General features: G+C 62.9%; 8 protein-coding genes. 6 read left to right on the top strand and 2 right to left on the bottom strand.

Annotation, left to right across the window (positions count from 1 at the left end):
• Positions 1-4 precede the first annotated feature (4 nt).
• On the bottom strand, positions 5-1,063 hold the full coding sequence (locus BANAN_RS07815; protein ID WP_014698352.1) for an ion channel: 1,059 nt from the start codon (positions 1,061-1,063) through the stop codon (positions 5-7).
• A 361-nt stretch (positions 1,064-1,424) separates the two neighbouring features.
• On the opposite strand from BANAN_RS07815, the gene BANAN_RS07810 reads away from it, so the two are divergent.
• The 3 genes from BANAN_RS07810 (at position 1,425) to BANAN_RS07800 (ending at position 5,741) form a co-directional block, all read left to right on the top strand.
• Positions 1,425-2,558 (top strand): ABC transporter ATP-binding protein, encoded by a 1,134-nt coding sequence (locus BANAN_RS07810; RefSeq protein WP_004218984.1) that lies wholly within the window; start codon positions 1,425-1,427, stop codon positions 2,556-2,558.
• A 209-nt stretch (positions 2,559-2,767) separates the two neighbouring features.
• The gene (locus tag BANAN_RS07805) at positions 2,768-4,216 is read left to right on the top strand and encodes a DUF4032 domain-containing protein (protein WP_014698351.1); all 1,449 of its coding nucleotides are present in this window, start codon (positions 2,768-2,770) and stop codon (positions 4,214-4,216) included.
• Positions 4,217-4,355: 139 nt separating this feature from the next.
• Positions 4,356-5,741 carry an FAD-dependent oxidoreductase gene (locus tag BANAN_RS07800; RefSeq protein WP_014698350.1) on the top strand — a complete coding sequence of 462 codons (1,386 nt, stop codon included), beginning with the start codon at positions 4,356-4,358 and terminating at the stop codon, positions 5,739-5,741.
• A gap of 112 nt (positions 5,742-5,853) precedes the next feature.
• On the opposite strand, the gene rlmB is transcribed toward BANAN_RS07800, so the two are convergent.
• Positions 5,854-6,849: a 23S rRNA (guanosine(2251)-2'-O)-methyltransferase RlmB gene (rlmB, locus tag BANAN_RS07795; RefSeq protein ID WP_014698349.1), complete on the bottom strand. Its 996-nt coding sequence runs from the start codon at positions 6,847-6,849 to the stop codon at positions 5,854-5,856.
• A gap of 315 nt (positions 6,850-7,164) precedes the next feature.
• Here rlmB and BANAN_RS07790 point away from each other — a divergent pair, with 315 nt between their 5' ends.
• The 3 genes from BANAN_RS07790 (at position 7,165) to BANAN_RS07780 (ending at position 12,595) form a co-directional block, all read left to right on the top strand.
• On the top strand, positions 7,165-10,155 hold the full coding sequence (locus BANAN_RS07790) for a cation-translocating P-type ATPase (RefSeq protein ID WP_014698348.1): 2,991 nt from the start codon (positions 7,165-7,167) through the stop codon (positions 10,153-10,155).
• A 227-nt stretch (positions 10,156-10,382) separates the two neighbouring features.
• Positions 10,383-10,964, top strand: a complete 582-nt coding sequence (dcd, locus tag BANAN_RS07785) for a dCTP deaminase (RefSeq protein ID WP_004218977.1) — start codon at positions 10,383-10,385, stop codon at positions 10,962-10,964.
• Between the two features lie 128 nt (positions 10,965-11,092).
• The gene (locus BANAN_RS07780) at positions 11,093-12,595 is read left to right on the top strand and encodes a hypothetical protein (protein WP_014698347.1); all 1,503 of its coding nucleotides are present in this window, start codon (positions 11,093-11,095) and stop codon (positions 12,593-12,595) included.
• The last annotated feature ends 56 nt before the right edge of the window (positions 12,596-12,651 follow it).

Here is a 12,651-nt window from a genome sequence, read left to right as displayed (position 1 = left end):
CGACTCAGGCCGGTTCGTCGCCCTCATGGGAGTCGTGGGGCGGCATGTGCCCGCTGCGATCCCCGCGCCATTTCGATTTGCGTGTGGTTTGCCCGGAGGTGTGCGCATGCCTGCGTTCCGCACGCCGCATGCGCTCGATCTCGTTGTGCAGACGATTCACCGAATCGGTGAGCCGCAGCAGTTCCGCTTGCATGATCTTCGACTGTGCGGTGTTCAGATTCGGCCCGAGAATCTCCTCCTTGAGCGGATCGGGTGCGTCGATGATGTCCTCATCGCCAGTGGTGTAGTCCTCGGCGTCGAAGTCTTCGCGAACCTCCTGTGAACTGCTCGAGACGGATTGCGTCGCACCCTGCGTCCCCTTGGAAGCAGCGTCGCCCGAAGTGGCGGTTTTCGCGGTGTGCGCCAATGGCGGCATGGGCTGGCGGGCCACGTTGACCTGGTCGATCACCCACGACGAGATCATGGCGCTCACGATGCCGATGACGGCGATGCCGGTGATCATGAGAATGATCGCGATGAATCTGCCCAGTGTGGTGACCGGGTAGACGTCGCCGTAGCCGACCGTGGTCACCGTGACAAACGCCCACCAGATCGACAGCGGGAAACTGGTAATCGTGGCACCGGGAGCCTTGTGCTCCACCGAGTATTCGGCGAGCGCGCCCACATAGATGAGCATTGAGACCACGGCCACCGCGTACAACGTGATGCGGCCGCGCGAGGCCGTGCCGGCCGAGCGGTTGAACATGTGCAGCATGGGGACGAAGCGCAGCAGCCGCAACGGCTGGAACATCGGCAGAATCATCGTGATGAGCAGGATCAGGTTGCTTTTGAACCAGCTCCACCGGTTGGGCGCGAGGTACAGCGAGACGGCGTAGTCGATGCCGTAGAGCACCCAGACCAGGTTGATCACCAGATTGCACAGCCGTGTGTGGGTGCCTGCGAGAATCTGCCATGAGTACGCGAACAGGAAGAATGCGGAGAGCACGAACATGGGTGCGTTCGTGTAGTGCTGCCAGGTGTGCAGTGTCAGACCGGGCCGTCGTGCGCTTTTTCTTGCCGTCATAGTGCCGATTCTATTATCGACATCGATTCCGCGCGTGACATGGACGCCAATGTGCCCGTTCTGTGGACATGCTTGCGTGTCGCACGGCAAATTTGGCAAGATGGCTATCACGAACCTACCAGTTCGGGCAAGTGGGGAAGCTTGTGCATATGCACGAGACGGCGTGCAAGGCGGAGGGATTTGCTTTGTTCGCCGGATTGTGTATAGTGAAGAGAGCTCATCGAAGAGAAACACTTCACAGAGCAGTGGAAGGTTGTGGCCTAGTCGAAGACGACGGTTGCAAACGGAAACAACACAACACAGTAATCCCCTCACAACGGATCGTTCGGCACGTACCTGCCGATGAAAGGATGAACAGCACATGGCAGAAGTCATTTTCGATCATGTCACTCGTATCTACCCGGGCAACGACAAGCCGTCGGTGGATGACCTCAATCTTGATATCAAGGACGGCGAGTTCCTCGTTCTCGTCGGACCTTCCGGCTGCGGCAAGTCCACGACCCTGCGCATGCTCGCAGGCCTCGAAGAGGTGAACAAGGGCCGCATCCTGATCGGCGGCAAGGACGTCACCACGATGCAGCCGAAGGACCGCGACATCGCAATGGTGTTCCAGAACTACGCGCTGTACCCGCACATGACCGTCGCCGACAACATGGGCTTCGCCCTGAAGATTGCCGGCACCCCGAAGGACGAGATTCGCAAGCGCGTTGAGAAGGCCGCCGAGATCCTCGATCTCACCGAGTTCCTCGACCGCAAGCCGAAGGCTCTCTCCGGTGGTCAGCGCCAGCGCGTCGCCATGGGCCGTGCAATCGTTCGTGAGCCGAAGGTCTTCCTCATGGATGAGCCGCTCTCCAACCTCGATGCAAAGCTCCGTGTGCAGACCCGTACGCAGATTGCGGCACTGCAGCGCCAGCTCGGCGTCACCACGCTGTACGTTACCCACGATCAGACCGAGGCCCTGACGATGGGCGACCGTATCGCCGTCATCAAGCTCGGCATCTTGCAGCAGGTCGGTGCCCCGACCGAGCTGTACGACCGCCCGGCCAACGTGTTCGTCGCAGGCTTCATCGGCTCTCCGTCGATGAACATCAACACCCACCCGGTGGTCAATGGCAAGGCCCAGATCGGCGCCGACACCATGGAACTGCCGAAGGAGGCCCTCGACAAGCTCACGCCGGAAGACAAGAACGAAATTATCGTCGGCTTCCGTCCGGAGGACGCCTCGCTGGCGGCCCCGGATGAGGCGAACGCCTTCTCGCTCAAGGTCGTGAACGTCGAGGATCTCGGCTCCGACGGCTACATCTACGGCAACATCATCACCGATGATTCCGTGGCTCAGAAGACCACTGACACGCTGATGTCCGACCAGAACCAGCTCACCACGATTCGTGTGAATCCGCGTGTGCTCCCGAAGGTCGGCGACGTCGTCAAGATCAAGGTCAACCCGGCCAAGATGCACCTCTTCTCCCCGTCCACCGAGCTGCGTCTCAACTAAGCCAAGCGCATCCGCTTGGAAACAGGCGGAAGCGCACATGTAGGGCGTTGACATGATATGCGAAGGACCCCGTTATACACGGGGTCCTTCGCATATTCGGGCGCATTCTCTTCCTTTTGCAGATTATTCGGGTGTCCGGCGTGGAATGCGGGTAATCTGGGAATCTGAAATCTGAATACCGCACTGTATGGCACAAGGATGGGTAGGGCATGGGAATAACCGATAATCCGCAATTGGATCCGCGCGCGTTGAAAGCGACGTCGGTGAAGGCCGAGGATCCCGCGACGCCAGGCTCCGAGCCATCGACGTTGAAGATCACAGCGGCGAGCTCGGACCCGAAGATGTTCACGCTGCCGTGGGAGAAGCCGCTTGCCACCTGGCCGCCGGAACTGCTGGTGAATCTGCCGCGAGGCATCTCCCGCCATATCGTGCGCTTCGTGCACGTGGGCGACGAGGTGTACGCGATGAAGGAGATCACGCGCACCGTGGCCGAACGCGAGTACGAGTTGCTGCGCCAGCTGCAGAAGCTGAATCTGCCCACTGTGCAGCCGATCGCCGTGGTCACCGGCAGGCATGACGACAGTGGCGAGCCGCTCGAGGCGATCCTGGTGACCAAGCACCTGCGTTTCTCCATGCCATACCGCGCCCTGTTTGCGCGCACGCTGCGGCCCGACACCGCGGAACGCCTGATTGACGCGTTGGCCGTGCTCATGGTGCGTCTGCATCTCGCAGGCTTCTACTGGGGCGATGTCTCGCTGTCGAACGTGCTCTTCCTCAAGGATGCAGACGCATTCTCCGCATTCCTCGTCGACGCCGAGACGGGCGATCTGCAGATTGAACTGACCTCCGGGCAGCGCGAGTACGATATCGATCTGGCCCGTACGAACATCATCGGCGAACTCATGGATCTGAGCTCGGGTGAGCTGCTGCCGCCGGATGTGGACGAGATCTCCATAGGAAACCGGCTCGTCGACCGCTACCATTCGCTGTGGAGCGCGCTCACCGACACCGACAACTTCTCGCCGAACGAGATGTGGAAGATCGAGAAGCGCGTGAATCGTCTCAACGAGCTTGGCTTCGATGTGGATGAGCTCGAGATGAAGACCGCCGAGGACGGCAAGCGTGTGCTCGTGCGCCCGCGCGTTGTCGATGCTGGCTATGCGAACCGCAAACTGCTGCGCCTCACCGGCCTCGACGTGCAGGAGAACCAGGCCCGCAGACTGCTCAACGACCTCGACGCCTACCGCGCCTCGAGCTGGCGTGACGGCGAGGATCTCGAGATTGTGGCGACCGACTGGATGCGCGAGGTATTCGAGCCGACGGTGCGCATGATTCCACGCGAATACCGTTCGCAGATCGAGCCCGCGCAGTTCTTCCATGAAGTGCTCGACCACCGCTGGTACATGGCCGAGAAGGCCGGCCACGATGTGCCGATGGCCGAGGCCGTGCAAAGCTACATCAAGAACGTGCTGCCGCAGTACCAGCTCGACACGAAGACGGTGAACGAGCTGAACGCCGATGCCGATGCCGGTGTGGTCGACGACGAATACACGTATGACGACGCCTCGAACAACAGTGAGCACACTGCGCCGGCGACCGCTCATGACGACGGGTACAATCCCGAGGACGACCCGGATGCCGCCGTATGGGCGCACTGAGCGGCCCCTCGATGTGAATTGATGCAAATCGCCGCATTCTGTATGGCGGTGTGCGGTTCTTCGCGTACGGAGATGCTTGTTCGCGAACAGCGCGTCGTCCGTTAGCGTGAGAGCCACACCACGTCTACGGGAGGCGAATATGGAATCCAGGCATGTAGAGCATCTCATCATCGGTTTCGGCAAGGCAGGCAAGACCTTGGCCGCGCGCATCGCCAAGGAGGGCGGCCATGTCACGCTGGTCGAGCGTGATCGCAACATGTACGGCGGCACGTGCATCAACATCGGCTGCCTGCCGTCGAAGTCGCTCATTCTCGACGCCTATGCGGCAGACCGGCATGGTGCCGAGCCGCGGCAGGCCTTCGCCGAGGCGATGGCGGCGAAAACGGCGCTCACGTCGAAGCTGCGCACGGCGAACTACCGAAAGCTCGATGTGCTCGACGGCGTGGCGGTGCTCGATGGCACGGCGCGGTTCACCGCCGCGCACACCGTGCTGGTGGATGGCGCGGATGGTGTGCAGACGGTGTTGGAGGCCGACCGCATCTACATCGACACCGGCGCCAAGCCACGGATTCCCGATATCGAAGGCATTCGCACCACGCCCGGTGTGTATGACAGCACGGGCATGCTCTCGCTGCCCGCATTCCCCAAACGCGTGGTGATTCTGGGCGCAGGGTTCATTGGCCTGGAATTCGCGTCGATGCTTGCAGACTTCGGTTCCGAGGTGCATGTGCTCCAGCACAACGATCGCGTGCTGCCACGTGAGGACGCCGACATGGCCGAGGCCATTCTCGACATGCTGAAGCGACAGGGCGTCGAAGTGGTGACCGACGCGGTCGTCACCCGTGTGAGTCCGGGATCCGGCGGCCATGCCGGTGAGGGCGCTTCGGTTCGGGTGGACGCCGAAGTGAACGGAGCCGCCGCGGTGTTCGGCGCCGATGCGGTGCTGGTGGCCGCCGGACGCGTTCCCGAGACGGCAGACCTCGATCTGGCCGCCGCAGGCATTGAGACCGATGCGAACGGCGGCATTGTGGTGGACGATCTGCTGCGCACCACCGACGAGAATGTCTGGGCGATGGGGGACTGCAACGGCGGCCCGCAGCACACGTACATCTCACTCGACGACTACCGCATCGTCTGGTCTCAGATTGCGCCGGATGCGCCGGAATACAACCGCGCGCAGCGCCGCAATGTGCCGTCGTGCGTGTTCCTGCATGTGCCGTACGCGCGTGTGGGTCTCAATGAACGCGATGCCGCCGAGCAGGGCATTGCGGTGCAGGTGCACACGCTGCCCACCGCCGCGGTGCCGAAGGCCGTGGTGATGCGCGAGACCGAAGGACTGCTCAAGGCGCTCACCGACCCCGCCACCGGGCAGCTGCTCGGGGTGACGCTGCTATGCCCGGAGGCGTATGAGATGATCAACACGGCCAAGGTGGCGATGGATTTCCATGCCGATGCCGCCTACCTGCGCGATGCCATCTTCACGCATCCCACCATGACCGAAGCGTTCAACGAACTGCTCGCCTAAGGTGGGTCATGTTCGCGACCTCGCCGACGGCATGCGATGAAATACAAACCGGGCATCATACTCGTCCTCTGACTGCAGCTTGGAACAGATGACGAGCGTGATGCCCGGGGTGTTAGTTGGCGGCTTCGCCGGCCTTGCGCCGTGCATTCACGGTGGCGTAGAGGGCGATGCCCGCTGCCACGGAGGCATTCAGCGACTCCACGGCGCTGGTGATCGGAATGCTCGCGATGGCGTCGCATGCCTCGCGGGTGAGCCTGCTCAGGCCCTTGCCCTCGGAACCGAGCACCACGACGAGCGGATCGGTTTCGAAGCCGGTCTCGCCCACGAGCTTGCTACCGCCGCCGTCGAGGCCGATGCTGTAGTAACCGTGTTCCTTGAGCGCCTCGATTGCCTTCGTGAGGTTCACGACGCGGGCGATCGGCATATGCGCGGCGGCTCCGGCGGAGACTTTCCACGCGGCGGCGTTCACCGACGCAGAGCGGCGTTCCGGCAGAATCACGCCGTTGACGCCGAATGCGGCGGCGGAACGGATCACGGCGCCTAGGTTCTGTGGGTCGGTGATGCCGTCGAGGGCAATGAACAGTGGGCGTGCGCTCAGGCGGGAGGCCTTGGAATCCGCCATCTCCATAGCACGTGCCTTGCGCTCCGCGCGTTCCACCAGCTCATGCAGCGACGAGTACTGGAACGGGTCGGCCTTGAGGATTACGCCCTGGTGATTGCCCGAACGTGCGATGCGATCCATCTCCAAACGGTCCGCCTCTAGCAGGTTCAGACCATGCTGACCCGCCAGACGCACGATTTCGCGCGTGCGGTCGTCGTGTTCGATGCGGTTCGCCACGTACAGCACACTGGCGGGAACGCCCACGCGCAATGCCTCGAGCACCGAGTTGCGGCCGATCACCAGATCGTCGGAGTTCGACGTGAAATGTGCGGCGCGACGGCGTGCGGCCAGTCGCGGATCGGAGCGCTGGCGTTTCTCGGCCTGCTTCTTCGCCTTGTACGCCTTATGGTAGACACGGTCCTCGGCCTTCGGGGTGGGGCCCTTGCCGCGCAGGGAATTACGATGTTTGCCGCCCGACCCCTTGGTCGGGCCCTTCTTAGTAACCATGCGCTCATTCTCTCAGCACCCGTTGTCAAGAATCGGTGAAAAAACAAGGGGCTGCACACCATATTCACTTACAGGCAAAGGGTTGCGTCGCGGTATATGGAATAATGGCAACCGTTAGCATTGCGCGACAAAGCGTATGCCCATAACCGCGCAGCCAAGCGTGTGCCGGCCCTGCAAACCGTTGCAGCAACAGTTGCAGTCTGTGCAATACTGTGCAGATTGCGTATGCAGACTCTGCGGATGTTGCGAACAGAGGCAGTTGCAGGCCAGACAGAGCATGGTTGACTACTCCGCGGCTGACCGAGGAGATTATTTATGGATGATCGCATCATAGATCCATCCGCACTGAACCGCGAACCCCATGTGGAACCTGCGGATGCCGAAGAATCCAAGGAAGTGAAGGCCCAAGAGGCGCTGCTCCATGACGTCGACCCGTCGCTCGCCAGCGCCGACGAGGTGGCCAAGGCCCTCAATGTGGATACCCGCACCGGCCTGAGCAGCGAAGAAGCCAAACGCCGACTCGGGGAGTTCGGCCCGAACGAACTGGCCTCCGCACCGCCCGTGCCCAAGTGGAAGAAGTTCCTGCAGCAATTCCAGGACCCGCTGGTCTACCTGCTGCTCGCCGCGACGGCCATCTCGCTGGTCGCGTGGATCATCGAGAAGGTGAATGCGACCCCCGGTGCCGAGGGTGGCGAGGCGCTGCCCTTCGATGCCATAGTGATCGTGCTGATCCTCATTGTGAACGCCGTGCTCGGCTATGTGCAGGAGGCGAAGGCCGACGAGGCGGTCAACGCACTGTCCGAAATGACGGCGCCCACCTCCAATGTGCTGCGCAACGGCCGGGTGGAACGCATCGCCACCACCGACATCGTGCCGGGTGACGTGCTGGTGCTCGGCGAAGGCGACACGGTGCCGGCCGATGGCCGTCTGTTCGCCGCCGCCAGCCTGCGCATCGCGGAGGCATCGCTCACCGGCGAGTCCGTGCCGGTGAGCAAGAAGCCGGAGACGCTTGAGAAGGCCAAGGCCTTGGGCGACCGCTCGAACATGGTGTTCAACGGCACGTCCGTGACGCAGGGCACCGGCCGTGCCATCGTGACCGGCACCGGCATGAACACGCAGGTGGGCAAGATCGCCGACCTGCTGCAGTCCACTGAAGACGACACCACGCCGTTGCAGAAGGAGATGAACCACGTCTCGAAGATCCTCGGCATCGCCGTGTGCATCATCGCAGCGGTGGTGCTGCTGGCGCTCGCCGTGCTCGAAGGCTTCCACAGCGTGCATGACGTCATCGATTCTCTGCTGCTCGCCGTCTCGCTCGCTGTCGCCGCCGTGCCGGAAGGTCTGGCGACCATTCTCACCGTCGTGCTGGCTCTCGGCGTGCAGCGGATGGCTGCGCACCATGCCATTGTGAAGAAGCTGCATTCGGTGGAGACGCTGGGTTCCGCATCCGTCATCTGCTCCGACAAGACCGGTACGCTCACGCGTAACGAAATGACCGTGGAACGCGTGGTCGTGCCGAGCGGCGAAGTCGAACTCACCGGCACCGGTTATGCGCCCGAGGGCGATATGGTCTCGCTGAACGGCGATGCCGTGCCGGAGAACATCTCGCACGAGGTGTACGCCACGTTGGGCGCCGGCACGCTGGCCAACGACGGCGAACTGCGCGAGGGCCCCAAGCCCGGCACATGGGAGATCGTCGGCGACCCGACCGAGGTCTCGCTCGTCGTGGCAGCCCGCAAGACGCACGCCGACAAGCGTTTCCGCCACTTCACCCGTGTGGCCGAGATCCCGTTCACGTCGGAGCGCAAGCGCATGTCGGTCATCACGAAGAACGACACCGACTCGAGCAAGCTCACCGTGTTCGCGAAGGGCGCCCCAGACGTGCTGCTGAGCTACTGCGACCGCATCTTCGTCAACGGTGCCGTGCGCAAGCTCACCGAAGGCGATCGCCAGGACATTCTCAACAAGGTGGAGGAGCTCTCCCGCAACGCCTACCGCACGCTCGGCGAGGCATACCGACCGCTCGAGACCGCTTCGCTGAGCGAGGTGCCGGGCATCCGCACGAATGCCGCGGGAGACGTCTCCGACATCTCGGAGCAGGCGGATGTGATCGAACATCAGCTCATTTGGACCGGCATGGTCGGCATCATCGATCCGCCGCGCGTGGAGGTGCGTGACGCCGTGGCCGAAGCACATCGTGCAGGCGTGCGCACGGTCATGATCACCGGCGACCACCCGCTCACCGCGGCCCGCATCGCCTCCGATCTGGGCATCATCGAACAGGGCGGCAAGGCGCTCACCGGCGACGAACTCGACGCCATGAGCGAGCAGCAGCTCGACAAGGCGACCTCCGAGGTCTCCGTGTACGCCCGTGTGGCCCCGGAGCACAAGCTCAAGATCGTGGAAAGCCTGCAGCGCCAGGGCAACATCGCCGCCATGACTGGCGACGGCGTGAACGATGCGCCTGCGGTCAAGGCCGCCGACATCGGCGTGGCCATGGGCATCACCGGCACCGAGGTGACGAAGCAGTCGGCCAAGATGATCCTGGCCGACGACAACTTCTCCACCATCGTCGCCGCCGTGCGCGAGGGCCGCGGCATTTTCGACAACATTCGCAAGTTCCTGCGCTACCTGCTCAGCTCGAATGTGGGCGAGGTGTTCACCGTGTTCCTCGGCGTCGTGCTCGCCGGCTTCCTGGGCATCAAGAACCCGGATTCCGTGGGTGTGACGGTGCCGCTGCTCGCCACCCAGCTGCTGTGGATCAACCTGCTCACCGACGCCGCCCCGGCGCTCGCGATGGGCGTGGATCCAACGACCGAAGACGTAATGAACCGCAAGCCGCGCAAGCTCACCGACCGTGTGATCGATGGCGCGATGTGGGGTGACATCGTCTACATCGGCCTCATCATGGCCATTGTGACGCTGATCGGCATGGATATGCACCTGAGCGGCGGTCTGTTCACCGACCGTTCCGTGGATGCGCTCGGCCACGACGCCCAGATGGTCGAGGCGCGCACGATGGGCTTCACGATCCTCGTGTTCGCCCAGCTGTTCAACGCGCTCGCCTCGCGCTCGCACCTGCAGAGCGCCTTCAGGGGGCTGTTCTCGAACAAGTGGCTGTGGGGCGCCATCGCGCTGTCGATTGTGCTGCAGCTGCTCGTGATCTACGTGCCATGGCTCAACACTGCATTCGGCACCACGCCGCTGCCTCCGATGGCATGGCTGGAATGCATTGGCCTGGCCGCCATCGTGCTCATCGCATCGGAGATTCGCAAGATCTTCCTGCGCATGCGTGCGAAGCACTGATTCCGTTTGGATTCCCGCAAGGGGCCTGCCGGTCGTGGCAGGCCCTTGCGTTTTCCGGGCACTGAATGCGGCCACGGCTGGGTCGATGGCGGTGTTCGCTCATGCCGCCGGTGAATTCGCTTGGTATTACTACACTGGGCCGTATATGTGCGCGCGAGGGGCATGGCAGCGTATGCATGCGTCCGACGTGCGCAGGAACACTCATCGTCCTTTGCAAGGAGAAGCTGATGCTGCTATCTGACCGCGACATCCGTGCCGCGCACGCCGAGGGTCATATCTCGCTTGATCCGTGGACCGACGAAATGGTGCAGCCAGCGTCCATTGACGTTCGTCTCGACCGTTTCTTCCGCCTGTTCAACAACCATGCGTATACCTACGTGGATCCGGCGGAGAACCAGGGCGAGCTCACCGAACAGTTCGAAGTGGGCCCGGACGAACCGTGGATTCTGCACCCCGGCGAGTTTGCATTGGGTTCTACCTGGGAGTACGTGAAGATCGACGAGACGCTCGCCGCACGATTGGAGGGCAAGAGCTCGCTCGGTCGCTTGGGCATTCTCACCCATTCGACTGCCGGGTTCATCGACCCCGGTTTTGAGGGGCATATCACGCTTGAGCTGTCGAATGTCTCGACACTGCCCGTGAAACTCTGGCCTGGCATGAAGATCGGCCAGATGTGCTTCTTCCAGCTGAGCTCGCCGTCGGAGCACCCTTACGGCTCCGAGACCACTGGTTCGCATTACCAGGGGCAGCGCGGCCCGACGCCGTCGCGCTCGTACCAGAACTTCTACCGCGCGCAGATCACCGACTGATGTCTCGGTGAATGGATGTACAGATTGACACAGAAGGGCGAAGAGAGGCATGACTGATTCGGAGAATCCGTCTGATTTGCAGTTTCCGGTGAGTCCGGAGCCGCGCGATTTCGATGTCACCCATGTAAGTGGACAAAGATGCGCTCGAATTCCCGAGCATGGACGACGATCCGTCGCATGCCGCCGCACACGAAACCCAGCTGCAATCTGCGGGCTCGGCGAATACGGCTGCGATTCCCGCGCCGCCGGCGAGTGGGCATCCGCATGATCACGCGCGCCGCACCGCGCGTTCGGGCGCACATGATGCAACGCCGACGCCGGATGAGACCCCTGCGGATTCCGCGGCGCCCACGCTAGCCGCGACCCAGCCGCTCATCACACCCCAGCCCAGTGCCGGCCGTCATGCGGCGAACACGGTGAACGGCGCGTCTGCGGGCGATGCCGCGCCCACGCAGCTGTTCACGTCGCCCCATGACGATGTGCTGGCGGGCGTCTCGGTCAATCCTCCGCTGCCGGCGGATGCACCGACGCGCGTCGTCTCCTCGGAATGGGAGCAGATTGTAGATTCGCAGACGTCGGTGATGCCGCCGGCCGCCCCGGCCGCGATGCCGCCGACCATTCCGCCGACGGATGCGGACGGCAATGCAGATGGATCGGGTGACGAGCCCGACGAGGAAGCCCCTCATCACTCGGCAAATGGTGGCGGCAAGAGCCATACGAAGCTCATCGTGGGCATTGTTGTTGGCGTGCTCGTGATCGCGCTCATCGCTGGCGGTATTGCATGGTGGTCGAGCAGTCGCAAGAACGACGCACAGCGGAATGCATACACGCTGTGTCAGAACACGCGTGATTCGTACGACGATGCCCATACCGCACTGGCGGCGGCATTGAAGGATGCCAATGGTCTTGCCGGCACGCCGGCCGATCAGGTCGCCGATGCGAAGACGCTCGACACGTTGAAGAGCGCCGTGGCCGACGCCGAGAAGCTCGACCAGCAGTCGGTGGCGGAATGTGCGGCGGATGCCGACGCGGCTGCGATCGAGAAGACCACGGATGCGCTGCGCAACACCACAGACGAGATCACCAAGGCCAAGAGCGCGGTTGACGCGGCAACGAAGGCGGTGAACGATTCGAAGAACGCGAAATCGCAGTCGGCCGCACGCGACGAATTGACGAAGGCCATAGACGACGCGCAGAAGATTCTCGACGCAAGCGCCAACGCCGTGACCGACGAGCAGGTTCGCACCGATCTGGAGAACCGCATCGCAGATGCGCGCAAGCTGGCGGACGGCCAGAATCTGAACGCGGAGGATGTGTCGGCCATGGTGAAGACGCTTACCGATGCCGGCACCGCCGTACAGCAGTCGCAGACCGAGTATGCGAACCAGCAGGCTGCAGCGGCCCAGCAGGCGGCCGAGGAGGCGCAACGTCAGGCCGAAGCCGAGGCGCAAGCAGCCCAGCAGGCGCAACAGCAGGCTGCGCAGGCCCAGCAGAATACACAGCCCACCACACCCGACGCCGGGGACGCTGGTGCGGCCAACACCGACACCACTACGCCCAATACGACCGACACCACCACCAACGGCGGTGATACGCCGTCGAACGGCGATACCACGGGCGCCGCTCAGTGACCTCATGCGGCGCGTGCGCGTGGCACCATGCCCATTTGGCGTACAGCATGGCAGAC

The organism is Bifidobacterium animalis subsp. animalis ATCC 25527, from assembly GCF_000260715.1.
Taxonomy (GTDB): domain Bacteria; phylum Actinomycetota; class Actinomycetes; order Actinomycetales; family Bifidobacteriaceae; genus Bifidobacterium; species Bifidobacterium animalis.
Note: the sequence above shows the minus strand (reverse complement) of the source record. Positions and strands in the feature narration are given on the sequence as shown.